General features: G+C 64.5%; 26 protein-coding genes and 1 pseudogene. 6 read left to right on the top strand and 21 right to left on the bottom strand.

The genetic code is table 11. From position 1 onward, the window contains the following. Positions 1–265: 265 nt before the first annotated feature. The 3 genes from FJ951_RS04925 to FJ951_RS04915 all read right to left on the bottom strand — a co-directional run bounded on the left by FJ951_RS04925 (position 266) and on the right by FJ951_RS04915 (position 2,909). Complete coding sequence (locus FJ951_RS04925) at positions 266–697, bottom strand: DUF4437 domain-containing protein (RefSeq protein ID WP_140513806.1); 432 nt, start codon at positions 695–697, stop codon at positions 266–268. Between the two features lie 146 nt (positions 698–843). Next, positions 844–1,758, bottom strand: a complete 915-nt coding sequence (locus tag FJ951_RS04920; RefSeq protein WP_140513937.1) for an AraC family transcriptional regulator — start codon at positions 1,756–1,758, stop codon at positions 844–846. A gap of 164 nt (positions 1,759–1,922) precedes the next feature. Then, positions 1,923–2,909, bottom strand: coding sequence for an AraC family transcriptional regulator (locus FJ951_RS04915; protein ID WP_140500395.1), 987 nt, complete (start codon positions 2,907–2,909; stop codon positions 1,923–1,925). Between the two features lie 91 nt (positions 2,910–3,000). Between FJ951_RS04915 and FJ951_RS04910 the strand changes: the two genes are divergently transcribed. Further along, positions 3,001–4,215 carry an MFS transporter gene (locus tag FJ951_RS04910; protein WP_140513805.1) on the top strand — a complete coding sequence of 405 codons (1,215 nt, stop codon included), beginning with the start codon at positions 3,001–3,003 and terminating at the stop codon, positions 4,213–4,215. Positions 4,216–4,335: 120 nt separating this feature from the next. On the opposite strand, the gene FJ951_RS04905 is transcribed toward FJ951_RS04910, so the two are convergent. Next, on the bottom strand, positions 4,336–4,683 hold the full coding sequence (locus tag FJ951_RS04905) for a GFA family protein (protein ID WP_140513804.1): 348 nt from the start codon (positions 4,681–4,683) through the stop codon (positions 4,336–4,338). A 120-nt stretch (positions 4,684–4,803) separates the two neighbouring features. Here FJ951_RS04905 and FJ951_RS04900 point away from each other — a divergent pair, with 120 nt between their 5' ends. Further along, on the top strand, positions 4,804–6,099 hold the full coding sequence (locus FJ951_RS04900) for an amidase (protein WP_140513803.1): 1,296 nt from the start codon (positions 4,804–4,806) through the stop codon (positions 6,097–6,099). Positions 6,100–6,117: 18 nt separating this feature from the next. Here the strand turns inward: FJ951_RS04900 and FJ951_RS04895 are convergent, their stop codons facing one another. Genes FJ951_RS04895 through FJ951_RS04875 form a run of 5 tightly spaced genes read right to left on the bottom strand, consistent with a single transcriptional unit; the run spans position 6,118 to position 10,367 of the window. Next, positions 6,118–6,507 carry a hypothetical protein gene (locus FJ951_RS04895; protein ID WP_140500387.1) on the bottom strand — a complete coding sequence of 130 codons (390 nt, stop codon included), beginning with the start codon at positions 6,505–6,507 and terminating at the stop codon, positions 6,118–6,120. A 41-nt stretch (positions 6,508–6,548) separates the two neighbouring features. After that, the gene (locus FJ951_RS04890; RefSeq protein ID WP_140513802.1) at positions 6,549–7,529 is read right to left on the bottom strand and encodes a hydroxyacid dehydrogenase; all 981 of its coding nucleotides are present in this window, start codon (positions 7,527–7,529) and stop codon (positions 6,549–6,551) included. Between the two features lie 5 nt (positions 7,530–7,534). Continuing rightward, complete coding sequence (locus FJ951_RS04885; protein WP_140513801.1) at positions 7,535–8,251, bottom strand: FadR/GntR family transcriptional regulator; 717 nt, start codon at positions 8,249–8,251, stop codon at positions 7,535–7,537. Positions 8,252–8,253: 2 nt separating this feature from the next. Continuing rightward, on the bottom strand, positions 8,254–9,423 hold the full coding sequence (locus FJ951_RS04880; RefSeq protein WP_140500381.1) for a mandelate racemase/muconate lactonizing enzyme family protein: 1,170 nt from the start codon (positions 9,421–9,423) through the stop codon (positions 8,254–8,256). A 56-nt stretch (positions 9,424–9,479) separates the two neighbouring features. Continuing rightward, the gene (locus FJ951_RS04875; protein WP_140513800.1) at positions 9,480–10,367 is read right to left on the bottom strand and encodes a sugar phosphate isomerase/epimerase; all 888 of its coding nucleotides are present in this window, start codon (positions 10,365–10,367) and stop codon (positions 9,480–9,482) included. A 399-nt stretch (positions 10,368–10,766) separates the two neighbouring features. Between FJ951_RS04875 and FJ951_RS04870 the strand changes: the two genes are divergently transcribed. Genes FJ951_RS04870 through FJ951_RS04860 form a run of 3 tightly spaced genes read left to right on the top strand, consistent with a single transcriptional unit; the run spans position 10,767 to position 13,955 of the window. Next, a complete protein-coding gene (locus FJ951_RS04870; protein WP_140513799.1) occupies positions 10,767–11,822 on the top strand; it encodes a sugar phosphate isomerase/epimerase in 1,056 nt (351 codons plus the stop codon). A 55-nt stretch (positions 11,823–11,877) separates the two neighbouring features. Further along, on the top strand, positions 11,878–13,065 hold the full coding sequence (locus tag FJ951_RS04865) for a Gfo/Idh/MocA family oxidoreductase (protein ID WP_140500376.1): 1,188 nt from the start codon (positions 11,878–11,880) through the stop codon (positions 13,063–13,065). Positions 13,066–13,103: 38 nt separating this feature from the next. Continuing rightward, on the top strand, positions 13,104–13,955 hold the full coding sequence (locus tag FJ951_RS04860; RefSeq protein WP_140513798.1) for a sugar phosphate isomerase/epimerase: 852 nt from the start codon (positions 13,104–13,106) through the stop codon (positions 13,953–13,955). Positions 13,956–14,175: 220 nt separating this feature from the next. Here the strand turns inward: FJ951_RS04860 and phnE (FJ951_RS04850) are convergent, their stop codons facing one another. From phnE (FJ951_RS04850) to phnG, 11 genes and pseudogenes are all read right to left on the bottom strand, one after another. Further along, positions 14,176–15,534 (bottom strand): phosphonate ABC transporter, permease protein PhnE, encoded by a 1,359-nt coding sequence (gene phnE / locus FJ951_RS04850; protein WP_140513797.1) that lies wholly within the window; start codon positions 15,532–15,534, stop codon positions 14,176–14,178. Positions 15,535–15,536: 2 nt separating this feature from the next. Continuing rightward, a complete protein-coding gene (gene phnE / locus FJ951_RS04845) occupies positions 15,537–16,493 on the bottom strand; it encodes a phosphonate ABC transporter, permease protein PhnE (RefSeq protein WP_140513796.1) in 957 nt (318 codons plus the stop codon). A gap of 58 nt (positions 16,494–16,551) precedes the next feature. After that, positions 16,552–17,460, bottom strand: a complete 909-nt coding sequence (gene phnD, locus FJ951_RS04840) for a phosphonate ABC transporter substrate-binding protein (RefSeq protein WP_140500369.1) — start codon at positions 17,458–17,460, stop codon at positions 16,552–16,554. A 91-nt stretch (positions 17,461–17,551) separates the two neighbouring features. Continuing rightward, positions 17,552–18,400, bottom strand: a complete 849-nt coding sequence (phnC, locus tag FJ951_RS04835) for a phosphonate ABC transporter ATP-binding protein (protein ID WP_140500368.1) — start codon at positions 18,398–18,400, stop codon at positions 17,552–17,554. A gap of 261 nt (positions 18,401–18,661) precedes the next feature. Then, positions 18,662–19,279 carry a DapH/DapD/GlmU-related protein gene (locus FJ951_RS04830; RefSeq protein WP_140513795.1) on the bottom strand — a complete coding sequence of 206 codons (618 nt, stop codon included), beginning with the start codon at positions 19,277–19,279 and terminating at the stop codon, positions 18,662–18,664. Next, on the bottom strand, positions 19,276–19,983 hold the full coding sequence (gene phnL, locus FJ951_RS04825) for a phosphonate C-P lyase system protein PhnL (RefSeq protein WP_140513794.1): 708 nt from the start codon (positions 19,981–19,983) through the stop codon (positions 19,276–19,278). Before phnL ends, FJ951_RS04830 begins: the two co-directional genes overlap by 4 nt. 64 nt (positions 19,984–20,047) lie before the next feature. Then, the gene (phnK, locus tag FJ951_RS04820) at positions 20,048–20,824 is read right to left on the bottom strand and encodes a phosphonate C-P lyase system protein PhnK (RefSeq protein WP_140513793.1); all 777 of its coding nucleotides are present in this window, start codon (positions 20,822–20,824) and stop codon (positions 20,048–20,050) included. Between the two features lie 128 nt (positions 20,825–20,952). Beyond that, positions 20,953–21,792, bottom strand: a pseudogene (locus FJ951_RS04815) (alpha-D-ribose 1-methylphosphonate 5-phosphate C-P-lyase PhnJ); the annotation flags it as partial. Next, positions 21,789–22,901, bottom strand: a complete 1,113-nt coding sequence (locus FJ951_RS04810) for a carbon-phosphorus lyase complex subunit PhnI (protein ID WP_140513792.1) — start codon at positions 22,899–22,901, stop codon at positions 21,789–21,791. The gene FJ951_RS04810 and the pseudogene FJ951_RS04815, both read right to left, overlap by 4 nt. A gap of 1 nt (position 22,902) precedes the next feature. Beyond that, positions 22,903–23,514, bottom strand: coding sequence for a phosphonate C-P lyase system protein PhnH (gene phnH / locus FJ951_RS04805; RefSeq protein WP_140513791.1), 612 nt, complete (start codon positions 23,512–23,514; stop codon positions 22,903–22,905). Further along, a complete protein-coding gene (gene phnG, locus FJ951_RS04800; protein WP_140513790.1) occupies positions 23,514–23,975 on the bottom strand; it encodes a phosphonate C-P lyase system protein PhnG in 462 nt (153 codons plus the stop codon). The genes phnH and phnG overlap by 1 nt, the downstream gene beginning before the upstream one ends. A gap of 116 nt (positions 23,976–24,091) precedes the next feature. Between phnG and phnF the strand changes: the two genes are divergently transcribed. Next, the gene (phnF, locus tag FJ951_RS04795; protein ID WP_140513789.1) at positions 24,092–24,841 is read left to right on the top strand and encodes a phosphonate metabolism transcriptional regulator PhnF; all 750 of its coding nucleotides are present in this window, start codon (positions 24,092–24,094) and stop codon (positions 24,839–24,841) included. A 123-nt stretch (positions 24,842–24,964) separates the two neighbouring features. Here the strand turns inward: phnF and FJ951_RS04790 are convergent, their stop codons facing one another. Further along, the gene (locus tag FJ951_RS04790; protein WP_140513788.1) at positions 24,965–25,984 is read right to left on the bottom strand and encodes a zinc-binding alcohol dehydrogenase family protein; all 1,020 of its coding nucleotides are present in this window, start codon (positions 25,982–25,984) and stop codon (positions 24,965–24,967) included. Positions 25,985–26,020: the final 36 nt, after the last annotated feature.

Raw genomic sequence — 26,020 nt, 5'->3', positions numbered from 1 at the left:
GGCAAGAAATCCGGGTTAACGGGTCCCTCCGGAGCCTTCGTCGGTGCGCTGTTGATGAAGCATTGAACGGAAAAACCCGCCTGTGCGGCGGGTCCCTGGCGCAACTCAGCACCATAACCAAATATCTACCATAGTTGCCTTCACCCAGTCAAGAAAAAATTCCTATCATGGGAAACTGGCACAGCGGGACTGGCTGTGGTCAGGTCTTGTTAACCCGAGTTCTGAGCCCCCGCAGCAATGCCGGCCGGACAGCCGTCCCGCACCTCTACTTCGGCAGATAGGTCTCATAGGGCTCGGTGTTGATCAGCAGGATCACGCATTCCGTGTCCGAGAGGCAGGCGTCGGCATGCATCTCATTGGCCTTCTGGGTCCAGTAGGATCCGGGAGGCAGCTCGACCTTGCTCGCCTCGCCGCCGTCCATCTGCCAGTGCGCCCATAGGCCCTGGATCACCACGGCGCGATAATCGGCGGTGTGCGCATGAACAGGGGCGTGCCAGTTGCCCGGGACTTTCAGCAAAGTACCCGCGGGGCGCTTGGCCCTTTCTCCCCATAGCGGTCCGAGACGCTGCGGTTGGTCCGGCGCCTCAGAAACATAGGGAATCTTGTTGGCCGGCAGATAGCTGTCCTCAAGGGCGAAGGCACGGCCGGGGACAGTGAGCATTGCGGCCAGCGTCAGGATTTTTAAGTGATTTGGCATCGCTTCTCCTCTTCGGGCCGACTTGCCGCCGGCGCTCGTCTGTTGGATGACAAGCTATTGCAAATGGCCAAGCCGGGAATGGCATTCTGTCCGGAACACTTGGCAATTCATCCAGGCCGGAAATCGCCACTGCAAACAGCGTTGATTTAGCCTTTTGCCGAGGCGCCGCCCGCGGCGCGCAAATGGCTGGGCGCGCTGCCGACGATGCGCTTGAAGGCCCGGCTGAACGACGCTTCCGAATCGTAGCCCAATCTGGCGGCGATCACCGACACCCGCATCCCTTCTTCCTCGAGCCACCGTCTTGCCTGATGCATGCGCACCCCGGCGACATATTTTGCCGGCGTCTCTCCGACGACGGCCGTGAAACGTTCGGCAAAAGCCGACCGTGAGGCGCCCATCTCGCGGGCCAGCGCTTCGACGGTCCAGTTCCTGTCAGGCTGCCGATGAATGGCGACCAGCACGCGGCCGATGTCCCGATCCTTGATCGCCGCGATCCAACCCATGATGTCACCGGCGCTGTTCTCCACCCAGGAGCGGATGATGGCTGCGGCCAATACATCGGCCAGCCGCGCCAGCATCATGCCGGAGCCGGCCCGGTTCCTCGTCGCCTCGTCGGCCATGGCTTCCAGCAAATGCGGGATGCCTGGCTCGCCGGCCATCAGCTCCTTCGCGCGCAGCATATCCGGCATCATGGCCAGCAGTGGATGCGAGCCATCGTGGTTGAAGTGCATGCTGCCGCAGAACAGCAGCGTTTTTGCACCATGGCCGCCGTTCGAGGCGGCGTAGACATTGTCCTGCAGGGGCTCGACGCTGTAGCTTTCGAGCGGTTCGGCTTGTACACCGGGTGCGCTGGCAAGGATATGCTCGGCGCCGCGCGGCAACAGCAATGCATCGCCGGCTTTCAGTTCCATCCATTCGCCTGGTGGCGAAAGCAGCCAGCATCCGGCACGGCCGATGAAGTGAAACCGCGCCGCCTTCTGCACCGGAAAGAGCACGGCCCAAGGCGTGCCCAGTTCGCAGCGGCCATAGTCGACGCCCTCGAGGCGCAGCGCGCGCAACATCTCGGTCAACGCACCCCCCCGGGGCCGGCACAGTGTCGTTGGGCGGGGTCAAGTCCATGCCGATTCCTACAGCAGTTCAGCGTCCCACGGAAACGCTGAACTGCTGTACCTCTTCGGGCAATTCCGGACGGAATTGATCCAGCCTGGAGTCACGGCCTGGCGCTTCAGCCGGCCTGGCGGATCTCAGCATGTTCCTCGGCACGCAGGTGGCTGGGAGCCGAGCCGATGACGCGCTTGAAGGCCCGGCTGAAGGCGGCGTCCGACTCATAGCCCAGCCGTGTGGCGACGACGGAAATCTTCTGGCGATCGCGCACCAGCCATTGTCGGGCCTGGTGCATGCGCACCTGGGTGACGTACCTGGCCGGCGTCTCGCCGACAATGGTGGCAAAACGCTCGGCAAAGCCCGATCGCGAGGCGCCCATCATCCTGGCGAGCGCCTCGACGGTCCAGTCGCGGTCCGGTTCGAGATGGATGGCGGCCAGAACGCGCCCGATGTCGGGATCCCTGACCGCCGCGATCCAACCGCTTGAATCGCCGCAGCCGCGCTCGACCCATGAGCGGATCACGGTGGCGGCAAGGACGTCGGCGAGCCGCGCCAGAATGCCGCCGGAGCCGACGCGCTCCATCGTCACTTCACGCGCCATCGAGTCCAGGAGATGCGGAATACCCGGCTCATAAGCTTCGAGTTCATGCGCGCGCATGACATCAGGCATCATGCCGAGCAGGGGATGCAGGCCATCGATGTTGAAGTACATGCTGCCGAAAAACAGCAGCGTGCCCGGACAGCGACCATCGGGGCACATGGCTTCATTGGACATGCAATAGACGTTCTTGCAGACTTCTTCGGCCGCGTAGCCCTGGATCGGCCAAGCCTTGGTGCCCGGTTCGCTTGCCAGCACATGCGCTGCGCCACGCGGCAGCAGCGCCGCGTCCCCCGCCTTGAGCTCGACCCACTCGCCCGAGGGCTGCATCAGCCAGCAGCCCTTGCGGCCGATGAAGTGGAATCGCGCCGCTGCCTGGGCCGGAAACTGGATGCCCCAAGGCTCCCGCATTTCGCAACGGGCGTAGTCGACGCCGTCGAGACGCAGCCCGCGCAATATGTCTGTCAGCGGATCGCCAGTGGTCGGAATTTTGGACGAACGGTCAAACATAATGGTGTTTCTAGCATGGAAACTCCAGGCCGTCACTCCCTATGTTGCAGTGCAGCCAAATGTTGCGCTGCAACTTCATCGGAGACTGACCATGGCCGAACCCGCGACGGGCGTCGTCGACGCCGCCCTATTGAACACTGTCGATCAGGAGGAACGAACAGAGCCGGCATGGGGCGCCGTCGTCTCGCTGGCGCTTGGTGTTTTCGGTCTCGTCACGGCGGAATTCCTGCCCGCCAGCCTGTTGACGCCGATGGCGAGCGATCTCGGCGTCAGCGAAGGCGTTGCGGGACAGGCGGTCACCGCGACCGCGATCGTCGGCGCCATTGCCGCTCCCACGATGGCGATCATGACACGGCGCATGGACCGCAGGCTGGTGATGTGGATGCTGACCGCGTTTCTGATCGCCTCGAACCTTTTGGCCGCCTTTGCCTCATCGCTGCCCATGCTTCTGCTTGCCCGCGTCGTGCTCGGCGTTGCGCTGGGCGGCTTCTGGGCGATGTCGGCGGCCATGGCGTTGCGGCTGGTGCCGATGCGGTTGATGCCGCGCGCCATGTCGATCATCCTGACCGGCGTTTCGCTGGCCACCGTCACCGCCGCCCCTGTCGGCGCCTATGTCGGTGATATCTGGGGCTGGCGCACGGCTTTCATGATCGCCACGGTCGTCGCCGCGCTGGCGTTGTTGGTGCAGGTGGCCACCATTCCGAAACTGCCGCCGATGGGCGTGGCAAGTTTCCGCACTTTGCTCGAGGTGCTGGAGCGCCCGTCGATCAGGGTGGCGCTGCTGGTCGTGCTGCTGGTCGCTTCGGGGCACTTTGCCGGCTTCACCTATGTGCGCCCCTTCCTCGAGAAGATCCCGATGCTCGGCATCGAGACAATCTCGCTGGTGCTCCTGGCCTATGGCATAGGCGGCTTCTTCGGCAATATCGCCGGCGGCATCCTGGCCGAACGCAATCTCAAGGCCGCCGTCGCGCTGGCACCCCTGCTGATCGCAGTGGCCGCCGCCTCGATGCTGGTCTTCGGCGCCTCGCCGGCGATCGCCGCCGCCGCCGTGGCGGCCTGGGGCTTTGCCTTCGGCGCGGTGCCGGTCGGGCTGCAGACATGGCTGGTGCGGGCCGCGCCCGATCAAGCCGAGAGCGCCGGCGGCCTGATGGTCTCCACCTTCCAGGTGGCGATTGCGCTCGGCGCCGTCTTTGGCGGCCTGCTGGTCGATCATGCCGGCGTCGCCAGTGCCTTCGCCTATTGCGGCGTGGCGACTTTGCTGGCGGCAGTCGTGGTGTTTCTGCTCGGCCCAAAACGCGCCGAGTAGGCTCTCCCGACAAGCATCCCTGACTTGCGCAACGGCCCGAGAACCATCATGGTTCTCGGGCCGTTGCCTTTGCGATGGCGGCGTCGCTGACAGGCAGACGCGGCAGGCTGCCGGCGAAACTCAGGCTGAACGCCCATCGAAGTCGAAGATCGACAAGGCGGACGGATCGACATCGGTGACACAGTTGACGTTGATGTAGGCGCTGCGTTCACTCCCCTCGCGCACATCCTCGGCGAAAGGATGGATGCCGCAGGTGCGACAGAAGCGGTGCGCGATGGCGCAGTTGCCGAATGTGTAGGTGCCGATCTCGTCGCTCCAGGCCAGCACCCGCAGCGCCTGATGCGGAACGGCGCACAGCAAGGCGCCCTTGCGCGAGCAGATCGAGCAATTGCACCGCACGGCTTCGGTCAGTTCCGCCTCGAACTCGAAGGCGACCTTGCCGCAATGACAGCTGCCTTTGTAGAGCATCGTTCTCTTCCTTGCGTCCGCCAGGGGTGCAAAACCGCCCGCGCCGGGTTAAGTCTCGGCACGCCACGCGCTGGCTGCTAAGCTTAAGACGTCCCAGAGGTCCGGAGTCCGACACCGAAGATGCAATCCGTCCGCGATCACCTGGAAACTATCCTTGCGCGTCTCGCCGCCCGTGCCGGTGAAGAACGTGTGTTCACGAAACTCTATACCGAAGCCGCGCGAGCCGCAGCCGATGCCGCCGACGCGCGGCGGAGGGCCGGCGTGAGGCTCGGACCGCTCGACGGAACGATCATTTCGATCAAGGACCTGTTCGATGTCTGCGGCGAGGCGACCACGGCCGGATCACTGCTGCTCAAGGATGCTGCGCCGGCAATTGGCGACGCCATGATTGTGCGCCGGCTGCGGCAAGCCGGCGCGGTGATCATCGGCAAGACCAACATGACCGAGTTCGCCTTTACCGCCATCGGCGACAACCAGCACTATGGCACGCCTGGCAACGCGACCGATGCCGACCGCATTCCCGGCGGCTCTTCCTCCGGCGCCGGCGTTTCCGTCGGCGAGGGGACGAGCGAAATCTCCATCGGTTCCGACACTGGCGGATCGATCCGTATTCCGGCGGCACTTAACGGCGTCGTCGGCTTCAAGCCGACGGCGCGGCGGGTGCCGCTCACAGGCGCCTTTCCACTGTCGGCCACGCTGGATTCGGTCGGCCCGCTCGCCCGCACCGTGGCGCAATGCGCCGCAGCCGATGCGGTGATGGCGGGCGAGGACTTGGCGCTGCCGGCGCCACTCGCCCTTGCGGGGTTGCGCATCGGTCTCCCGCGCGGCGTGCTTTTCGGAGAGACTGAAGGCGTGGTGGCAGCAGCGTTCGAGCGCTGCCTCGGCAAGATCGAGCAGGCCGCCGCACGGGTCGCGGACCTGTCGATCGACGACCTGATCGCCGACCTTCGCGCGGTCACAAAACGTGGTTCGATCGCCGCGATGGAAGGGGCTGAAGTGCATGCAGACTGGTTGGCGGCAGGCGCTCCGGTGCCGGTTGACCCGCATGTGAGCGGACCCTTGTCGCGGGCGGCAATGCTGCCGACCCCGGTTTACATCAGGGCACTGCGTCGCCGTGCTGCGTTGGCCGCCGCCACGGATGAGCGGCTGACGTCGGTCGATGTGCTGGCCCTGCCAACCACGCCGGTGACGGCGCCGACCATCGTGTCCCTGGCGCAAGATGCCGGTCTGCGCGATCGCACGGAGGGCCTGCTGCTGCGCAACACGCAGGTGGCCAACCAGTTCGATCTCTGCGCGATCTCGCTGCCGATACCAGGCATGGCGCTGCCGGCCGGCTTGATGCTGGTGGCGCGCCACGGCCATGACCGCCGTCTGCTGAGCATCGCCGCTGAAGTGGAGAGATTGCTGGGCGGCTGATCGGGACTGAACCGAATGTCAGTGTGAAGAGCAGTGCTTGCGTTCGCTGTCCTTGGCGGCGCGCTCGACGGCCGTCGCGATCAGCCACGGCAGGCTGTATTGCTTGCCGGTGATGGTCTGGGTGCGTCGCTCGATCGATCCCCTGACGACAATCTTGCCGGCAGAGAGCGCATCCGACGCCTCGACCATCGCCTTGTCCTTCGTCGGCAATCCGCCGGTGTCGATCGACACGCCTTTGATGATCTTGCCGGTGGCGAGGTCGAGCACGCTGTTCGATGGGCAGGGAGCCTTGAAGCAGCGCAGCCCGTTGTCGCAATAGACATAGCTGCTTTCAGCCGCGGCGAGCGAGGGCAGCAGGCCCGCTGAAGTGGTGGCAAGGCACAGGAATGCGAGGCGGAGAACGGACATGGCTCCAGCGTCGCGAAGAATTGGGGCGAAACGGCGATGGTCTAGCTGTCGGCGGGAAACCGTCGCCGATAGTGCCCGACCACTTCCGGGTTGCGCAGATTGACCGGCAATTTGCCTGCCAGCACCAGCAGGGCCTCGCCGGCCGCGCCAACGCCCATGCGCATCATCGATTCCTCGGTGATGCCGGCCATGTGCGGGGTGATGACGACATTGTCGAAGCTGAAATAGAGATGATCCGGTGGCAGCGGCTGCGTCGAGAACACGTCGAGCGCGGCACCGCCGATGCGGCGCTCCCGCAAGGCCTCGATCAGCGCGTCGTCATCGACGACGGGCCCGCGCGACACGTTGATCAACAGCGCGTTGGGTTTCATGCGCGATATGCGTTCGCGGCTGATCAGGCCGCGCGTTTCCGGCGTCAGCGGACAGCACAGGACGATGATGTCGCTCTGCTCGACCAGCGCGTCGATCGACAGGAAGCCGACCTTGTCCGGCGCCGGCTGCATGCTGCGGGTCGTTGCGACCACTTTCAGGTCGAACCCATGCGCGGCGATATGGCCAACGGCCTGTCCGACGGCGCCGAGACCGACGATGCCGATCGTCTTGCCGGCGAGCTCGATGTTGGAATTGGCGTGCTCGCGACCGGCAAGCCAGCCCTTGGCGCGCAGGTCGCGGTCGACGACACGAAACTGCCGAAGCAGGGCGAGGGCTGCAAACATCACATGCTCGGCCACCGAGCGTGCGTTGACCGCCGGCACGTTGGCGACCAGCACACCTGCCGCGGTCGCTGCTTCCATCGGGATCATGTCGAGCCCGGCGCCATGGCGGATCGCTGCCCGCAACCTGGTGGCACCCTCGAACAGCAGGGGCGGCAGGGGCGCGCGCACAATGACGATGTCGGCATTCCTCGCCTCGGCGGCCAGCGTGCCCGGATCGATGGCCGAGGCGACGACAAGCTCACCCGCCCCCGCCAGCATGGCCGCGGCGCGCGGATGCAGTCTGTGCGTCGACAGGATGCGCGTCATCCCCGTCAGGCCTGTTCGAGCGTCGGGTTTTGCGGCGCCGCCCCGAGGCCTTCGATCAGCCCCTTCCAGTAGCTTTCCGCGCCCTGCAGGTGGGCGCTCATCAGCGCCTGGGCGAGATTGCCGTCGCGCCGCAGCAGCGCCTCGTATATCTGGATGTGTTCGGCATGCGAGCGCACGCTGCGCTCCGGATCGTTGAAGTAGATCGGCAGGCGCTGCTCGCCCATCAAATAGTAAACGCTGCAGATGTTGTGGAAGACGCCATTCTTGGTGGCGCGCACGATCTCGAGATGGAATTCGCGGTCCTCCTTGGCGAGGCCTTCGCCTGCCGCGATGCGTTCTTCCGAGGCCTTCAGGATCTCGCGCAGCCGTTCGAAATTCTCCTCGGTGGCACGCGAGCATGCAAGTTCGGCCGCCTTGATCTCATGGATCTTGCGCAATTCGACCGTCTCGTAGATCTGCAAGGGATCGAGCGGCAGGCCGGCGCGCGCGAACAGCGCCAGCGCCTCGACGCTGGCCTGCTTGGTGTCGATATAGATGCCGGACTTGGCCCTGCGCTCGACGATGCGCATGGCCTCGAGAATGGCCAGCGCCTCGCGGATCTGGCCGCGGCTGACGCCGAAATGCTCCGCCAGTTCGCGTTCCGACGGGGTTCGGCCCGTCTCCTTGTCGGAATGGGAGAACAGATAGGCGGCAAGCTCCGCGAGAAGGTTGTTTTCTTTCATCGTCAATTGCGTTGCGCGTGCGCCTCCAGGAATCGCTCCGAAATGGTGAATCCCAATCCGGGTTTTTCGGGGATCGCTATCATACCGTCCCTGGCTTCGACAGTCTCTTCGACAAGGTCGTGGATCATCGGATTGGCACCGAGCGAATATTCGACGGTGAAGCTCGACGGCGAGGCGGCGCAGACATGCAGCCCGGCGAAGAAGCAGGGCGCGCCGGCCCATAGATGCGGCGCAAAGCGCAGGTTGAAGGCGCTGGCGATGGTTCCGATCTTCATGGCCTCGCTGATGCCGCCGCAGAAGGCGGGATCGGGCTGGAAGATGTCGGCGGCCTTGAGCACGGCGAGGTCGCGGAAGGCATAGCGGGTCGCATCGCTTTCGCCGGTGGCGATCGGTATGGCGCCGGAGGCACGGACTTCGGCAAGGCCGGACTTGTCGTCGGCGATCACCGGCTCCTCGAACCAGGCAAGGTCGAGATCGCCGGCGAGATGGATGAAACGCTTGGCCTCCGCCACCGTATAGGTGCCATGGGCGTCGACCATCAACTCGACGTCGGGGCCGAGCGCCTCACGGGCGGCGCGAACGCGAGCGGCCGACACATGCGCGGCGCCATCCATGGCGCCGATGCGCATCTTCAGCGCCTTGAAGCCGCCCCTGGCGACATAGGATTTGAGCTGGTCGCCGATCGCGTCGGCGGACGCCCAGCCACCCGAGGCGTAGGCCGGCATGCGATCGAGCTTGCGCCCACCGATCAGCCGCCAGACCGGCTGCCCGAGCGATTTGCCCAGTATGTCCCAGAGCGCGATGTCGACGGCGCTGATGGCGGCCACGCTCATGCCGCGCCGCGCCAGCTGCGGCATGGCATGGCCGGCGCGCGCCGCGCTGTCGTGGCGCACGCCGTTGTAGAGCATTTCCCAGATGATGCCGATATCGGCCGGATCGCGGCCGACGAGCTGCGGCCCGACCTCGCGGTTCAGCATATGGACGAGCGCACCATAGCTGCCGGCGCTGCCGGCGGCGTTCTTGCCTTCGCCCCAGCCGACCAGCCCGTCATCGGTTTCGATGCGCAGGATGGCGGCGTCGAAGGTCGTCACCTGACCGAAATCGCTGCGGTGCTGCTTGGCCGCCTCGATCGGTATGCGAATCCACCAGGCCTGGACGCTTTTGATGCGCATGGTCTTCCCCGGCCCTGCCGCCGGATGGCTGGAGGGCTCATTCCCAATCGGATCGGCTACTTGATCAGCGGCAGCAACGTTTCGGCAGTGATCCGCATCTGGTCGGTGTAGAACTTTTCCGTCAGCACGCTGGAGCCGTGATCCTGGATGAATTTGAGCTGCTCGGGCGAGATGTCGACCGGGTGGCGTTCGACCATGTCGGGGTAGGGCGCGGCCGGTGTGCGGTCGACAGGCGCGACGAACTCGTTAGTCAGCGCCCCGTCATAGCCGACCTCCCGCAAGGTCGCCACGATCTTCGGCCAGTCGATCTGGCCGAGGCCTGCGGCGAAGCGGTTGTTGTCGGCGACATGGAAGTCGAACAGGCGCTTTCCGACCTTACGGATCGCGTCGTAAACGTTAAATTCCTCCATATGGATGTGGTAGGCGTCCAGGCAGACGCCACATTCCGGGCTGACCGCGTCGGCCAGCGCCAAGGCCTGGGCGCCGCGATTGAACAGGTAGGTCTCGAAACGGTTGAGTGGCTCGACCGCGATCTTGACGCCGACCTTCTTGGCGTGGGTGAAGCACTCCCTGGTGGCATCGACCACCCACTTCCATTCCTCTTCCTCGGTGCCGTCCGGCACGACCTTGCCGACGGTCGCGGGAACCAGCGTGATGATCTCGCCGTCGAGTTCGCTGACCATGGTCAACACGTCCTTGACGTATTGCACGGAGCGCTCGCGCTGGCCCTGGTCCCGGGCGGCAAGGTTGCGTTCGCCCAGCATCAAGGTCACGGCGCCCCAGCAGCGTATGCCGTGCTCCTTCAGGAGCGCGCGCGTCTCCTTGGTCTTGTATTGGTCGGGCTCGCCGGAAATCTCGATCGACTCATAGCCGAATTTCTTGATGCGCTTGAGCGTCGTCTCCAACGGTTCCGCGCGCATCCAGTTGTGCGTCGAAAGATGCATGGTCTGTCCTTCCCGGATCGTCCCTAATGGTTCGCCTGCAACATGCCGTCACCGGATGTGACGGACGGTTCCTCCCCAAGGCGTTCCAGCATTTCTTCGCAAACTGGTTCGACCAATTGGGCCCAAGACGAGGTCTACAGCAATTTCCCACGCGCGGCAAGAACTGTGCGATGGCAACTTGATGTCTGGATTACTCCATTGATTATATTGGACTATGCTGCCCTCCCGTGGCACGGTGGAGGGCTCTGAATGTGAGTGGCAAGGCTTGACCAAATCGCCACGTTTGGTAATACCAGAATGACAATGCATGCAAGTGACCGTTGAGAACAGACCAAAGTGGCTGGCCCTGTCTTCAATCGGCGCTATGCTCGGGCGCGACAACAATGAGGGAGGATGCCGATGCCTACGACGATGAAGGGCCCTGGACTGTTCCTGGCGCAGTTCGCGGGCGATGCAGCGCCGTTCAATTCGCTTGCATCGATCACAAAATGGGCGGCCGGCCTCGGCTATAAGGGCGTGCAGATCCCGACCTGGGACGCGCGCTTGTTCGACCTCCAGAAGGCTGCGTCTTCCAAGGCCTATTGCGACGAGGTGAAGGGCATCTGTGCCGACGCCGGCGTCGAGATCACCGAACTGTCGACGCATCTGCAGGGGCAATTGGTGGCGGTGCATCCGGCCTATGACGCGCAATTCGACGGCTTTGCGCCGGCTTCGGTGCACAACAACCCCAAAGCGCGGCAACAATGGGCGGTCGAACAGATGCAGTTCGGGGCCAAGGCGTCGCGCAATCTCGGGCTCGACGTCTCGGTGAGCTTCAGCGGCGCTCTGGCTTTCCCCTACCTCTATCCCTGGCCACAGCGGCCGGCCGGATTGATCGAAGAGGCGTTCGCAGAACTAGGCAAGCGCTGGAAGCCGATCCTCGATGTCTATGAGGACAATGGCGTCGACGTCGGCTACGAAATCCATCCCGGCGAGGATGTGTTCGACGGGGCGACGTTCGAGATGTTCCTCGACGCGGTCGGCGGCCACAAGCGCTGCAACATCAATTACGATCCGTCGCACTTCCTGTTGCAGCAGCTCGACTATCTCGAATTCATCGACATCTACCACGAGCGCATCAAGGCCTTCCACGTCAAGGACGCCGAGTTCAATCCGACCGGGCGGCAAGGCGTCTATTCCGGCTACCAGAGCTGGACGAACCGCGCCGGCCGCTTCCGCTCGCTCGGCGACGGACAAGTGGATTTCGGCGGCATTTTCTCCAAGCTGACGCAGTACAACTATGATTCCTGGGCGGTGCTGGAGTGGGAGTGCTGCCTGAAGCATCCGGAGGACGGCGCGGCCGAAGGCGCGCCCTTCATCCAGCACCACATCATCCGGGTGACGGAGAAGGCGTTCGACGATTTCGCCGGCGGTGCCACGGATAAGAAGGTGCTGCGCGCCATGATGGGAATCTAGCGCGGGTTTTCCCTCTCCCTCGAGGGAGGGGTATCTCAGACACGAGGGAGACGACATGGTCGGTGCATCGAAGTCGGAAACGGGAGGCGGCCCGATCCGCTATGGCATGGTCGGTGGCGGGCAAGGCGCTTTCATCGGCGCGGTGCATCGGATCGCGGCGCGCATGGACAATGAGTTCGTGCTGGTCGCCGGCGCGCTGTCGTCCGATCCGGCGCGCGCCAAGGCCTCTGCCGCCGAGCTCGGGCTCGACCCTTCGCGCAGCTACGCGTCCTATGCCGAGATGGCCAAGGCCGAGGCCAAGCGCCCGGATGGCATCGAGGCGGTGGCCATCGTCACTCCGAACAATGTGCATGTGCCGGCGGCCAGGGCGTTTCTTGAAGCCGGCATCCATGTCATCTGCGACAAGCCGCTGGCGACGACGCTGGCCGAGGCAAAGAAGCTCGCGGCGATCGTCGAGAAGACCGGCAAGGTGTTCGTGCTGACCCACAATTACACCGCCTATCCGATGATCCGCCAAGCGCGCGAGATGGTGGCCAAGGGCGTGCTCGGCGACATCCGCATCGTGCAGTCGGAATATCCGCAGGACTGGCTGACGGAGGACCTTGCCGCCACCGGTCAAAAACAGGCGGCGTGGCGTTCCGACCCCAAGCAGGCCGGCGCCGGCGGCGCGCTCGGCGACATCGGCACGCATGCCTACAATCTTGCGCGCTTTGTCTCCGGGCTGGAACTCGACACTCTGTCGGCCGATCTCGACGCCTTCGTGCCGGGACGGCAGCTCGACGACAATGTCAACGTGATGCTGCGCTTCAAGCCGGTCGGCAAGACGCATGCGGCAAAAGGCATGATCTGGGCAAGCCAGGTGGCGCCCGGCCATGAGAACGGGCTGAAGCTGCGCATCTATGGCTCGAAGGGTGGGCTGGAATGGGTGCAGGCCGACCCGAACTATCTCTGGTATACGCCGTTCGGCCAGCCCAAGCAGCTGATCACCCGCAACGGCGCCGGCGCGCTGCCGGTGGCGGGCCGTGTCAGCCGCGTTCCCTCCGGTCATCCCGAAGGCTATCTCGAAGGCTTCGCCAACATCTACCAGGAGGCCGCACGCGCCATCCGCGCCGCGCGGCGCAAGGGCGGCAAACCTGCCAAGGACGTCGTGTTCCCGACCATTCAGGACGGCGTGGAGGGCATGGCCTTCATCGAGGCCTGCGTGAAATCGTCGAAGAAGAATGGAGCGTGGACGAAACTTTAAATTGACCTCGCGGGGGATCATTTTGGGGAGGGGCGTCGATGAAAATCGGCATGTGCATGTTCTTGTGGACGACGGCCGTATCGAAGAAGCACGAGCCATTGCTTCGCGACATCAAGGCCACCGGCTTCGACGGCGTCGAGATACCGATCTTTGCCGGTATGCCGGACGACTACAGAAAACTCGGCGAGCTGCTCGATCGCATAGGGCTTGAACGGACCGCCGTTTCAGCGATGGGCGATCCGGCGATGAACCTGATCTCGGCCGATGCGGCAACGCGCAAGGCCGGTGTCGACTACATGAAATGGGCGATCGATTGCGCAGATGCCCTCGGCGCCAGAACGCTGAGCGGCCCCTTGCATTCGACGCTCGGCGCCTTTTCCGGGTCCGGCCCGACCGCGGCCGAGAAGAAACGCTCCGTCACCTCGCAGCGCGCCATCGGCGATCATGCAGGCAAGAGGAACGTCACCATCGGGCTCGAGGCGCTCAACCGCTTCGAATGCTATCTCCTCAACACGATGGCCGACCTGTCGGAGCATATCGATGCCATCGACCGGCCGCACATCAAGGCGATGTACGACACCTTCCACGCCAATATCGAGGAGGCAGACCCGATCGGCGCCTATACGAAGCATCGCAGGAATGTCGTGCATATCCATATATCGGAGAACGATCGCGGCGTGCCGGGGCGCGGCAACATCCCCTGGAAGGAAACATTCTCGGCCATCCGCAAGAGCGGCTACGACGACTGGCTGACGATCGAGGCGTTTGGACGTTCGCTGAAGGATCTCGCGGCGGCGACCAAGGTGTGGCGCGATTTTTCCGAGAGCCCGGAAGCGGTTTATCGGGATGGATATAAGCATATCAAGAACGGGTGGAAGAAGGCCGCCTAGGTGCCTTGGTCGGGCGATAGTGACGCGAACAAGACCTGCGTCGGCGACCTTTGGCGGATAGAAAGAAGCCTCGGCCTAGGGCGACAGGCGTCAGCCAGGACGGCCTGGCGCCATTCCTCTCCCCCGTCGATCGGGGGAGAGGTGTCGAGCGCAGCTCGACGGAGTGGGGGTCGATCCTTGGCGCGGCACTATACGATGCCCGTGCTTATGCGTCACAAGGTTAGCCCTGCTCGGCCTGCAACCTGTTGTAGTCGTGAATCGTCCGGCTCAGCCTGCGGCGCAGGAAATTGGAAATGTTGTCGAAGATGAAGACCACGACCAGCGTCAGCAGCACCATGTAGAAGACGTTGGCCCAGTTCGAATTGGTGCGCATCGCTTCCCACAGTTTCAGACCGATGCCGCCGGCGCCGACGGCGCCGATAATGGTTGCGCCCCTGGTGTTGGATTCCCACTGATAGAGCGTCTGGCTGATGAACACCGGCACCACTTCCGGCAGTACGCCGTAGCGCTGCACCAGAAGACGGTTGGCGCCTGTCGACACAACACCTTCGCGCGGCTTGTCATCGATGTTCTCCAGCGCCTCGGAATAGGTTTTGCCGAGCGTGCCGATCTCGGTGAAGAAGATCGCGGCGCTGCCGGCCAGCGGACCCGGTCCGAAGGCGCGCGTGAAGAACAGTGCCCAGATCAGCATATCGATGGAGCGCATGAAGTCGAAGAAGCGCTTGAGCAGCTGGTTTACCAGCCGGTTGGGGGTGATGTTGCGGGCGGCGAAGAAGGCGAGCGGGAAGGCGACGATGCCGCCGAGCGCGGTGCCGAGAAAGGCCATGACGATGGTCTGCAACAGCTTTGTCCAGACATCGCCATGCTGCCACTGCGCATTGTTCCAGATGTTGTTGCCGGCGAGCGCCAGATTGGAGGTGCCCGCTTTCAGCTCGGGGCCCGACGTGATCAGTGACACCACCTCGCCGGCGGATTTTCCGAAGAAGGGCGAGCGTGTGTCGAAGACGAAGTTCGCCCAGCCGAGAAAGCGCTTGCGGATCCTGACGCGATCGGGGGCGACGCGGACCTCGCCGGCGAAGCCCATGTCGGCGACGACCTCATCCTCATGCACGGTGACCCAGTCGGGAACAGGTCCCGAGACCAGCGGCTTGCCGCTGTCCAGCGCCACCGCCACGCTCGTCCCAGCGGCGACGATCGTTGCTCGTGCCTTGTCGAAGGTGACCGACTTCGCCGTGCCGTCGATCAGGACCGTCACCGAACCGTCGGCGTTGGTCTTGACCCAATCCGGGTGGGGATTGGGGCCGAGTACAGAAAAGCGGGGGTATTTGGCCGTTATCTGCGGCTCGTCGAGGCGGAAGATCGGCTGCACGTCGTAACTGATCCACTGGGTCAGGAACAGCGGCAGCCGCTCCCAATGCGATTCCCGCAGCACTTGCGGCAGATTGAAGAACCACAGCGCGTAGAGCAGGTAGAGCAAGATGCCGCCAAGCAGCAGCAGCGGCCCGAAACGCTTGTGGAACGGCCGGCGGAACACTTGCGGGAAGCGTTCCTCGATCGACTGGATTTCGGCGGCGGTCATGATCAGGCGCTCATCACAAAGGCCTGTTCGCCGACCAGCTTGCGGCGCAGCCAGGCGGAGAACTGGTCGACGATGAAGATGGTCGTGAACAGGAGCAGCACCAAGGCTATCGTCTTGGCGCCGAAGCCGCGCGAGATCGACAGCTTCAGCTCCTCGCCGATGCCGCCGCCGCCGACCGCGCCCATGATGGTGGAGATGCGCACGTTGATCTCGATCCTGAGCAGCGTATAGGACATGAAATTGGGCAGCACCTGCGGCAGGCCGGCAAAGCGTACCCGTTCGAACCAGTTGGCGCCGACGGCCCGCAGGCCTTCCTCGGCGCGCATGTCGATGTTCTCGTTGATCTCATAGAACAGCTTGCCCAACGCGCCGATCGAATGCAGACCGATGGCGATGATGGCGGCGATCGGACCTATCGAGACGATGGCCGCGAACAGGCCGGCGATGACGATCTCGGGAAAAGCCCGCAGCAGTTCCATGAAGCGCTTGACGACAAGCCGCAGCAGCGGATGCGGCGTCAGGTTGCGCGCCGCGATGAAGGAGAACGGCACGGCGAAGACGAAACCGATAAATGTCGAGACCAGCGCCACGTTAAGCGTGGTCAGCATCAGCTCGAAATATTCGGGGATGTAGAAGCCGCCCCAGACATAGGCGCGGCCGAGCGGAAAGTTGAATTCCTGCGTGCCGGTGTCATGCGGGGAGGCGATGTCGAACAGCGCCCGCCAGACATCGTTCCAGTCCTTGGGAACGAGCCAGCTCAGGAAATCCAGTATGTGCGGAAGCCGGTCGAAGAAGTGTCCGGCATTGGCATCGTCGGCGAACCACATGGTGCCGCCGAGTGCGACCAACAGCAGGCCGACGCCGATGGCGGTGTAGAGCCGGCGCAAGGAGGTCTGGCGACGCCAGGCGTCGGCCATCTGGTGCGTGGCGCCGGAAGGAGCTGTCAGGGAAAGGGTCATGGTCGGAGATGCAAGAAGGGCGGCGTTTTCTCGACGCCGCCCTTCCTGACTTCTGCCTTTAGCCGCCGATGGCTGCCTTACGGGCTTCGACGATGACGTTATAGAAATCCGCCTTCACCGGAACGTAGCCGGTAAAATCACCGCCTTCGACGCCTTCGAAGCAAGCCTTGTCCTTCTTGGGCAGGTCGGTGAAGAAGGCCGCCAGCTTGGCCGTCATCTCGTCGCCGAGCGCCGTGCGCACGACCAGCGGACCGTTCGGGATCAGGCCCGAGCGCCAGACCTCGACGAAGTCGTTGGGGTCGACGGCGCCCTTGGCGACTTCCTTGTGGAAGGTGCCGGAGGTGTAGCCGTCCTTGAAGTCGCCGATGCCGGAGGAATCGTCCACGGCCACGTCGACCTTGCCGTCTCGCACGGCGAGCACATTGTTCTCATGGCCGCCATTGAACTGGGTCGAGGCGAAGAAGGTCTCGTTCGACGCGCCCGTGTCCTTCGGAATCTGCGTCAGCGGGATCAGGTAGCCGGAGGTCGAATCCGGATCGGCGTAACCGAGCTTCTTGCCCTTGGCCGACTTGATGTCGGTGATGCCGGAGGACTTCAGCGCCAGGCCGATCGAATAGTAGCCGGTCGCGCCGTCGGTCTGCTGGGTGGTGAGGATCGGGGTTACCGCCTTGGGATCCTTGAGGACGACGCTGGCATAGCCGGAAGCGCCGAGTTCGGCAAAGTCGAGCGTGCCGCCGAGCAGGCCCTGGATGACGCCGTCATAGTCGGCGGCCGGGAACAGCGAGACCTTCTCGAAGCCGAATTCAGCCTTCAGGTGATCGGCCAGGCACTGGTAGTTGCGCAGCCGGTCGGTTTCGTTCTCGCCGCCGAGGATGCCGACGCGGAATTCCTTCATATCGGCGGCATGCGCCGCGCCGGTGGCCATTGCAAGCACCGAAACGGCGCTGAAAACCATTTTCCTGAACATCTGATTTCTCTCCTGTAGGTTCCGGCCCCGCGCCGGCGGCGTTGGTGATTTTGACGGGTGCCCTGACGCGGGCTGGCGATCCAGGTCGCTCTCAGTAACCCGGGAATGCGGGTTCGAGCGGTCCGGCGGATGCGGCGATCTTTTGCTTGAAGGCAACGCTGGTCGAGGTGATGGCCTCGGATATCTCGCCGCCATTGCTGTCGGCGCCATAGACGAGACGGACGGCCTCGCGGTTAAGCTCCTCCGGCGGCCCGTCGAACACGACCTTGCCCGCGGCCATGCCGATGATGCGGTTGCAATAGGTGCGGGCGGTGTCCAGCGTGTGCAGGTTGGTGACCACGGTGATGCCCTCGCGCAAATTGATGTCCTGCAGCGAATCCATCACCACCTTGGCATTGAGCGGGTCGAGCGAAGCGATCGGTTCGTCGGCCAGGATCACCCGGGGCTGCTGCATCATGGCGCGGGCAATGGCGACACGCTGCTGCTGGCCGCCCGACAAGGTGCCGGCGGGCTGCAGCGCGGTACGGGCGATGTCGAGCCGCTCGAGGGCCGCGACCGCCTGCGCACATTCGGTTCGCGAGAACATGCCGAAAAGGTTCGACAGGGTCGGACGATGGTTCAGCCGGCCGAGCAGCACATTGGTCAGCACGTCGAGGCGCGGCACAAGGTTGAATTGCTGGAAGATCATGGCGCAGTCGCGCTGCCAGCGCCTGAGCGGCGAACCGCGCAATTGCGAGACCTCGGCTCCGTCGAAGAAAATCGATCCATGGCTGGGATCGATGAGGCGGTTGATCATACGCAGAAGGGTCGACTTGCCGGCGCCGGAACGGCCGATGACGCCGACCATCTGACCCTGCGGGATCGAGATGCTGACATCGTTAACGGCGGTGTTCTTGCCAAATCGTCGGGTGACGCCGCGGATTTCGAGCGTGGCTGACATGGTGCGTTCCCGTCCAGTCGCGGTTGAAGGTCCTGTTGACCCTCGCTAGCGCAGCGCCATGAACCTGCGGTGTCGGATTGATGTCAGTTTTGTTACCACCCACAGCCGTGTCGTGCGCGATCAGGCCAGGACCAATCAGTTCCTCGAAGTGCTTCCATGTCCCTGAAGCTGCGGAAGGCAGGCGGCTCGAGAAGACAGCCCCCTGCCCGAACTCTGTGTAAGGGATGCGAATAGTGAGCAGCCCTATTCCATTCACCACCGTCATCCACCGTATTTTTCCAGGAAAGCTTCGGCCTCGAGCTGACGGAAATCGTCGAGTGCGGCGCGCAGCCTCGCATGGTCCCAATCCCACCAGGCCAGCGCCTGGTAGCGCTCGGCGGTGCGGCGGTCGAAGCGCTCGCGGACCGGCTTTGCCGGCACGCCGGCGACGATGGTGTAGGGAGCGACATCCTTCGATACCACCGCTCCGGCGCCGACGGCGGCGCCATCGCCGACGGTGATGCCGGGCAGGACTGTCGAGCCATGGCCAAGCCATGTGTCGTGGCCGATTGTGACGCGCCTGGCGCGGCGCTCAGCGAAAAATTCGCTCTCGTGTTCGGCATCGTCCCAATAGTCCGATGCGCGGTAGGTGAAGTGGTGCAGCGTCGGTCGCCAGGTCGGGTGGTTGGTGGCGTTGATGCGCACGCTTGCCGCGATGTTGGAGAATTTGCCGATCGTCGCACACCAGACGGCGCAGTCCTGCATCATGTAGGAATAGTCGCCGAGTTCGCTTTCCGAAACCCGACAGCGGTCGGCGATTTCGGTCCACCGGCCAAGCGTCGAATTCTCCACATCCGCCGTCGGATGGACCAGCGGCGTTTCCGACAGTTTTTTAGTCATGCGGCGAGCTTTCCCGGGGCGAAGGCGGTGACGTCGATGATGCGGTCGGCCACCGCTTCGCGCACATCATGGTCGTGGAAGATGCCGAGCAGGGCGACGCCTGCCGCCTTCTTGGCGGCGATGAGTTCGATCACCACATCGCAGTTCCTGGCGTCGAGCGAAGCGGTCGGCTCGTCGAGCAGCAGGATCGGGTGCCCGGTGATGAAGCCGCGCGCGATGTTGACGCGCTGCTGCTCGCCGCCGGAGAAGGTCGCCGGCGGCAATGCCCAGAGTTTTTCCGGCAGGTTGAGCCGCGCCAGCAAGGCGCGCGCCTTGCTTCTTGCTGTTTCGCGATCCTCGCCGCGCTCCACCAGCGGCTCGGCGACGACGTCGAGCGCCGGTACGCGCGGCACGGTGCGCAGGAACTGGCTGACATAGCCGATGGTCTGGCGGCGCACGGCAAGCACGGTGCGTGGGCTGGCGCTGGCGAGATCGATGAGCCCGTCTTCGTGCGTGACGATGATCTGGCCTTCGTCGACGGCGTAATTGCCGTAGAGCATCTTCAGGATCGAGCTCTTGCCGGCCCCGGACGGGCCGCCGAGCACGGTGCATTCACCGGCGCGGATCGAGAAGGAGACACCGGCGACGACAGGCAGTTTGATGCCGTCGCGCAGATGCATGGTGAAGCTCTTGGCGACGTCGGAAACAACGAGAGGCGTCGGCATCAGAAGGTACTCCAATCGTTATTCGTTTGCGGGCAGGACAGAGGGGGGTGACTTGGCGCCATCGTCAAACCTGCAGAATCGAGGAAACAAGTAATTGCGTGTACGGCGCGCGCGGGTCGTCGAGCACGCGGTCGGTGAGGCCGCTTTCGACGACGCGGCCGTCCTTCATCACCATCATGCGCTGCGACAAAAGCCGCGCCACCGCGAGGTCGTGGGTGACGACGATGGCGGCGAGGCCGAGATCGGTGACGAGGCCGCGCAAGAGATCGAGCAGGCGCGCCTGCACCGAGACGTCGAGGCCGCCTGTCGGTTCATCCATGAACACCAGCCGCGGGCCGGTGACGAGGTTGCGGGCAATCTGCAGGCGCTGGCGCATGCCGCCGGAAAAGGCGCGCGGGTCGTCGTCGATGCGGTCTTCCTCGATCTCGACGCGCGACAGCCAGTCGACGGCGGTGGCGCGGATCTTGCCGTAGTGGCGGTCGCCCACCGCCATCAAGCGTTCGCCGACATTGGCGCCGGCCGACACCGTCATGCGCAAGCCGTCGGCCGGATTCTGGTGGACAAAGCCCCAGTCGGTGCGCATCAGGAAGCGGCGCTCGGCCTCGCTCATGCGGTAGAGTTCGCGGAACTGGCCGTCGCGCATGCGGTAGCTGGCGGTGCCGGATGAGGGCAGCAGCCGCGTCGACAGGCAGTTGAGCAATGTCGTCTTGCCGGAGCCGGATTCGCCCACGACAGCCAGGACTTCGCCCGGCCACAGATCGAAGGTGACGTTGTCGCAGCCGACGCGCGAGCCGTAGAATTTCGAGAGCGCCGAAACGCGTAGCAAGGGTTCGTCGGTCATTGTATCTCCTTACCCTCCCCCTTGTGGGGAGGGTCGGCGCGCAGCGCCGGGGTGGGGGCTGCCGATGGGTCGCTACCCCCACCCGCGCCTTCGGCGCGACCTCCCCACAAGGGGGAGGTAGGGGTGCTGCGCCGCTTCTCGCAGTGGTCGGTGTCGGAGCAGACGAACATGTGGCCGCCGTGATCATCGAGGATGACCTCGTCGAGATAGACGTTCTCGGCTCCGCATAGCGCGCAGGGCTGGTCGAAGGTCTGCACCTCGAACGGATGATCCTCGAAGTCGAGGCTGACCACATCAGTGAAGGGCGGCAGCGCATAGATGCGCTTCTCGCGGCCGGCGCCGAACAGCTGCAAAGCCGGCGAGCGGTGCATCTTGGGATTGTCGAATTTCGGCGTCGGCGACGGGTCCATCACATAGCGGCCCTCAACCTTCACCGGATAGGCGTAGGTGGTGGCGATGCGGCCGTGCTTGGCGATGTCCTCGTAGAGCTTCACATGCATGAGGCCGTATTCCTCCAGCGCATGCATTTTGCGCGTTTCGGTCTCGCGTGGCTCGAGAAAGCGCAGGGGCTCGGGGATCGGTACCTGGTAGACCAGCACCTGGCCTGCGGCGAGTGGATATTCGGGAATGCGGTGGCGGGTCTGGATGATGCTGGCGCTGGCGGTATCGGTCGTAACCGCCACATTGGCGACCTTCTTGAAAAAGGCGCGGATCGAGACCGCATTGGTGGTGTCGTCGGCGCCCTGGTCGATGACCTTCAGCACATCGTCGGGGCCGATGATCGAAGCGGTAACCTGGACGCCGCCGGTGCCCCAGCCATAGGGCATCGGCATCTCGCGCGAGGCGAACGGCACCTGATAGCCGGGAATGGCGATGCCCTTGAGGATCGCACGGCGGATCATCCGCTTGGTCTGTTCGTCGAGATAAGCGAAGTTATAGGCGGCGATGTCGGTCGGTTGCGCGCTCATTCCGCGGCCTCTTTCTTCTCTTCAATCTTGCTGGGATTTTCGCGGGCGTCGTACTCGGCGCGCATGCGGCGCACGAGGTCGAGTTCGGCCTGGAAGTCGACATAATGCGGCAGCTTCAGATGTTCGACGAAGCCGGTCGCCTGGACGTTGTCGGAGTGCGAGATGACGAATTCCTCGTCCTGGGCGGCGGCGACAATGTCCTCGCCGAGTTCGCTTGCACGAAGAGCGCGGTCGCAGAGTGCCATGGCCATCGCCTTGCGCTCGCTCTGGCCGAAGACCAGGCCATAGCCGCGGGTGAATTGCGGTGGTGCCTTTGCCGAGCCCTTGAACTGATTGACCATCTGGCATTCGGTGACGCGCACCGTGCCGAGCGGCACGGCGAAAGGCAGTTCGGGCACGTCGAGCTCCAGCTCGACCTCGCCGATGCGGATCTCGCCGACGAAGGGATGGTTGCGGGCATAGCCGCGCTGCGTGGAATAGCCGAGCGCCAGCAGGAACCCCTCGTCGCCGCGCGACAGCGCCTGCAGGCGGATGTCGCGAGCCATCGGGAACTCCAGCGGCTCGCGGGTGATGTCGCCGGGGACATGGTCCTGAGGCATGTCTCCGTCCGGCTCGATCAGCCCATCGCGAGCGAGGATCGCCGAGACGCGCGGCATTGCCTGCGCTTCCGTCTCGCGCCGCAAGGGCGCGGCGACATCGGCGCCGGCGGCAAGCTCGGGATCGAGCAGCCGGTGCGTGTAGTCGAAGGTGGGCCCAAGCAACTGGCCGCCGGGCAGGTCCTTGTAGGTCGCCGAAACGCGGCGTTCGACCAGTATGGTGGCGGTGTCGATGGCATTTGTATAGCCAAAGCGCGGCAACGTGGTGCGGTAGGCACGCACCAGGAAGATCGCCTCGATCATATCACCGCGCGCCTGCACGATGGCGAGTGCGGCGAGTTCGCGGTCGTAGAGCGAGCCTTCGCTCATCACCCGGTCGACGCCGAGCGCCAGCTGTTCGACGATCTGGTCGAGGCGCAGCGCCGGCACCGAGCGGTCACCGCGCCGACGATCGGCGAGCAGGCTGTGGGCGTTGGCGATCGCCGCTTCGCCGCCTTTTACCGCGACATACATGCTAGGCCTCCGTCGTCTTGATGCGTGTCGTCCGCGGCAGGCAAGCGAGGCTGTCAGGTGCCGCCAGGATGATGTCAACGCCGCGCGGAAAGCGCTTGATGTTCTGCTTCCACTGCTCGATGAAATGGCGTGGCATGCGGGCTGGCGCGATCGTCGCCGTCTTCTCGATTCCCGGACCTTCGAGCAGCAGCGGCGTGCCTGACGTGAGATCGCCGACCTGCAGGATCAATGTTGTCGAGCGGTCGGGATAGTCCTGCGTGCCTTGCGAGAAACCGTCGAGTGCCATCATCTCGGCCGGCGAGGCCACAAAGGCGAAATGCGCGTCGGCCGGGGTGTTGGCCAGCGGCGCGCCGCTGTGAAAGCCGAGCCAGGACATGACCGCTGCCGAGGCGTGCAGGGCCGGGTCCAGCCAGAGCGGCGTGTCGTTGTCGCACAATGCCAGCGCAACCGCGCCCGATATCGCCGAAAGCGGCGCCGGCGGGCGGGCCAGGGCCGGCAAGGATTGCACGCTGCCCGGCCGCGCCATTGCGTCCATGACGGCGCGAAACACCGTCTGGGCGTTGAACACCGGATCGGCGAACCCGCCCTCGATCGATTGCGCTGCGATATCCATCAATCTTCTCCGCGAACCATGGTGAAGAAATCCACCTTTGTTGCCGCCGTTTCGGCGCGGCGCTTTTCTCGTGCCGTGGTCAAGGCAGCCCGCAGCGGCCCGAGAAGGCCCGTTTCGACCGCCTCTCGGTGGGCGGGGTCCTGCCACAGCGCGTCGGCGATGGCCGCCAGCTTCGCCTTCTGCTTGTCGCGGCCGAGCGCATAGCAATGGCCGACCTGTCCGGACGGCAGGCGCACGGTGGCACGGGTCACGGTAGCCTCGCCGACATTGAACGGCGCGCCGCCGCCGCCGATGCGGCCGCGCATGGTGACCAGGCCGGTCTCGGGACCGCGCAGCAGTTCGGCCTCGGCAGGCAGGCCGGATTCATTCCAGAGGCGAACGATGTCGTCGCCGCTGGACTGCGCCAGGGTTGCCATGGCCGCCTTGCGTTCGGCCTGGTCGCGCGCTTCCTGTCCTCGCATGAGCAACATCCTTGCTTCTAATTTGTCTATTGATATAGACAACCATACGAATTATACCCATTACCTAACGCGAGTCCATGACGGGTGCGTGACAGGGGCCGGCCAGGGGCGAAACCGTGAACGGAAAACACGTGGCTGACGGTATCGAGCGGCGCAGCGGCGTCTCGTTGTGGCGCCAGATCGCCGACCGAATCCTGCAATCGATCGCTGCCGGCGATTTCGCCGAGAATGCCGCGCTGCCGCCGGAGGTGGCGCTGGCCGAGCGCTATGGCGTCAACCGCCACACGGTGCGCAGCGCCATCGCGGCGCTCGTGCAAGACGGGGTACTGCGGGCCGAGCAGGGGCGCGGCACTTTCGTGCTGTCGCGCAAGCGACTGTCCTATCCGATCGGCGCGCGCACGCGATTTTCAACCGGCTTGCAGGGCCAGGCGTCGGAGCGGCATATCGTGCTGCTGGCCTCATCGGTCGAGCCCGCCAGCCGGCGCGTCGCCGAAGCCCTGGGCGTTGCCAGGGGATCGGATGTGATTCGCCTGGAGACGCGCGGCGAGGCCGATGGGAAGCCGGTGTCGCGCGCTTCCGGCTGGTTCGACGCCAGGCGCTTCGCCGGCATCGATGTGGCCATGGCCGAGACCGGGTCGATCACCGCATCGCTCAAGCGTTTCGGCATAGACGATTATCTCAGGCAATCGACGGTGCTGTCGGCGCGTCACGCCGATGCTTCCGACCTTGCCGACCTCGATCTGCAGCCGGGCGGCATCGTGCTGGTCACGGTGGCCGTCAACATGACGCCGGACGGCCGGCCGATCCAATTCGCCGAGGCGCGCTTCCCGGCGGAGCGGGTGGAGCTGAAACTGTCGGCGCTGTAGGCGTGTCGGCCTAACGCTGGAATCAGACCAGCCCGGTCGCGCGCACTTGTCAGCGGCTTGGCGTTTGGGGGTCGACCTGCGCGGGGGTGTGGTCAATTCGGGCCGGGTTCACGGCCTGCCATGTTATGCCCCTACCTCGATCACGGCCTTGATCAGCCCGGATTTCTCATGCGCCCAGCGGGCGAGGTCACGTGGCGTGTCGGCAAGCGTGGTGCGGTGGGTGACGAGCTTGGCCAGCGGCACCGCGCCATCGCGGATCGAAGCGGCGACGTGGTCGAAATCGGCCCGCAAGGCATTGCGGCTGCCGACAAGCGTCATCTCGCGCTTGTGGAATTCGGGGTCGGAAAAGGCGATGTCGTCCTTGACGACGCTGACCAGCACCAATGTCCCGCCATGCGCGACATGAGCGAAGGCCGACTGCACCGAGCCGGTGTTGCCGGTGGCGTCGAAGACCACGTCGAAGCCTTCGCCTGATGTCGCTTCGCTGACCAGATCGGATGCCGCGCCGCGCGACCCGTCGAGGGTCTTGAAGCCGAGTTCATTGGCGGCGAAGCGGAGCCTTTCGCTGCTCATGTCGAGCAGCGTCACGTCGAGCCCGGCGATGCGGGCGAAGATGGCGGTGCCGAGCCCGATCGGTCCGGCGCCGATGACGAGCGTCCGTGCGCCGGGATCGGCACGCGAGCGCCGCACCGCATGGGCGCCGATGGCCAGGAATTCGACGGCCGCGGCATCGGCCAACGACAGGCCGTTGGCTGGATAGAGGTTTTGTTCCGGGATAAGGATCTGTTCGCACATGGCGCCGTCGCGATGCACGCCGAGCACTTCGATCCGGACACAGCAATTGGGTTTACCGTGCCGGCAGGCGATGCATTTGCCGCACGCCAGATAGGGATTGATGATGACCGGCTCGCCCGTGGCAAGACCAACGCCTTCGCCCGCCTCGACGATGGTCCCCGACACTTCATGGCCCATGATGCGGGGGTAGGCGAGGAAGGGATGCTTGCCCTCGAAGATGTGGTAGTCGGTGCCGCAGATGCCGACATGGCTGACCGCCACCAGCGCCCAGCCGGGAGGCGGCGAGCCAGCCGCGGGACGGTCTTCCACGACAAGGTCGCCGGGCGAACGGCAGACAACGGCTTTCATGCTTCAATCCAGTCGGTTCATGGAATCGCCGGCCGA

It is taken from the genome of Mesorhizobium sp. B2-2-3 (genome assembly GCF_006442405.1).
GTDB lineage: Bacteria > Pseudomonadota > Alphaproteobacteria > Rhizobiales > Rhizobiaceae > Mesorhizobium.
The sequence above is the reverse complement of the archived record's forward strand: the minus strand, read 5'-3'. Positions and strand labels throughout refer to the sequence as shown.

Excerpts from the sequence above, each read along its gene's own strand:
- phnC (WP_140500368.1), bottom strand. The coding sequence starts at position 18,400 with ATGTCAGCCACGCTCGAAATCCGCGGCGTCACCCGACGATTTGGCAAG.
- FJ951_RS04915 (WP_140500395.1), bottom strand. The coding sequence starts at position 2,909 with ATGTTTGACCGTTCGTCCAAAATTCCGACCACTGGCGATCCGCTGACA.
- phnK (WP_140513793.1), bottom strand. The coding sequence starts at position 20,824 with ATGACCGACGAACCCTTGCTACGCGTTTCGGCGCTCTCGAAATTCTAC.
- FJ951_RS04870 (WP_140513799.1), top strand. The coding sequence starts at position 10,767 with ATGCCTACGACGATGAAGGGCCCTGGACTGTTCCTGGCGCAGTTCGCG.
- FJ951_RS04900 (WP_140513803.1), top strand. The coding sequence starts at position 4,804 with ATGCAATCCGTCCGCGATCACCTGGAAACTATCCTTGCGCGTCTCGCC.
- phnG (WP_140513790.1), bottom strand. The coding sequence starts at position 23,975 with ATGCGAGGACAGGAAGCGCGCGACCAGGCCGAACGCAAGGCGGCCATG.
- FJ951_RS04880 (WP_140500381.1), bottom strand. The coding sequence starts at position 9,423 with ATGCGCATCAAAAGCGTCCAGGCCTGGTGGATTCGCATACCGATCGAG.
- FJ951_RS04890 (WP_140513802.1), bottom strand. The coding sequence starts at position 7,529 with ATGACGCGCATCCTGTCGACGCACAGACTGCATCCGCGCGCCGCGGCC.
- phnE (WP_140513797.1), bottom strand. The coding sequence starts at position 15,534 with ATGACCGCCGCCGAAATCCAGTCGATCGAGGAACGCTTCCCGCAAGTG.
- FJ951_RS04875 (WP_140513800.1), bottom strand. The coding sequence starts at position 10,367 with ATGCATCTTTCGACGCACAACTGGATGCGCGCGGAACCGTTGGAGACG.
- FJ951_RS04885 (WP_140513801.1), bottom strand. The coding sequence starts at position 8,251 with ATGAAAGAAAACAACCTTCTCGCGGAGCTTGCCGCCTATCTGTTCTCC.
- phnL (WP_140513794.1), bottom strand. The coding sequence starts at position 19,983 with ATGCCGACGCCTCTCGTTGTTTCCGACGTCGCCAAGAGCTTCACCATG.
- FJ951_RS04905 (WP_140513804.1), bottom strand. The coding sequence starts at position 4,683 with ATGCTCTACAAAGGCAGCTGTCATTGCGGCAAGGTCGCCTTCGAGTTC.
- FJ951_RS04920 (WP_140513937.1), bottom strand. The coding sequence starts at position 1,758 with ATGTTGCGCGCGCTGCGCCTCGAGGGCGTCGACTATGGCCGCTGCGAA.
- FJ951_RS04790 (WP_140513788.1), bottom strand. The coding sequence starts at position 25,984 with ATGAAAGCCGTTGTCTGCCGTTCGCCCGGCGACCTTGTCGTGGAAGAC.
- FJ951_RS04865 (WP_140500376.1), top strand. The coding sequence starts at position 11,878 with ATGGTCGGTGCATCGAAGTCGGAAACGGGAGGCGGCCCGATCCGCTAT.
- phnD (WP_140500369.1), bottom strand. The coding sequence starts at position 17,460 with ATGTTCAGGAAAATGGTTTTCAGCGCCGTTTCGGTGCTTGCAATGGCC.
- FJ951_RS04895 (WP_140500387.1), bottom strand. The coding sequence starts at position 6,507 with ATGTCCGTTCTCCGCCTCGCATTCCTGTGCCTTGCCACCACTTCAGCG.
- FJ951_RS04830 (WP_140513795.1), bottom strand. The coding sequence starts at position 19,279 with ATGACTAAAAAACTGTCGGAAACGCCGCTGGTCCATCCGACGGCGGAT.
- FJ951_RS04925 (WP_140513806.1), bottom strand. The coding sequence starts at position 697 with ATGCCAAATCACTTAAAAATCCTGACGCTGGCCGCAATGCTCACTGTC.
- FJ951_RS04810 (WP_140513792.1), bottom strand. The coding sequence starts at position 22,901 with ATGTATGTCGCGGTAAAAGGCGGCGAAGCGGCGATCGCCAACGCCCAC.
- FJ951_RS04910 (WP_140513805.1), top strand. The coding sequence starts at position 3,001 with ATGGCCGAACCCGCGACGGGCGTCGTCGACGCCGCCCTATTGAACACT.
- FJ951_RS04860 (WP_140513798.1), top strand. The coding sequence starts at position 13,104 with ATGAAAATCGGCATGTGCATGTTCTTGTGGACGACGGCCGTATCGAAG.
- phnH (WP_140513791.1), bottom strand. The coding sequence starts at position 23,514 with ATGGATATCGCAGCGCAATCGATCGAGGGCGGGTTCGCCGATCCGGTG.
- phnE (WP_140513796.1), bottom strand. The coding sequence starts at position 16,493 with ATGACCCTTTCCCTGACAGCTCCTTCCGGCGCCACGCACCAGATGGCC.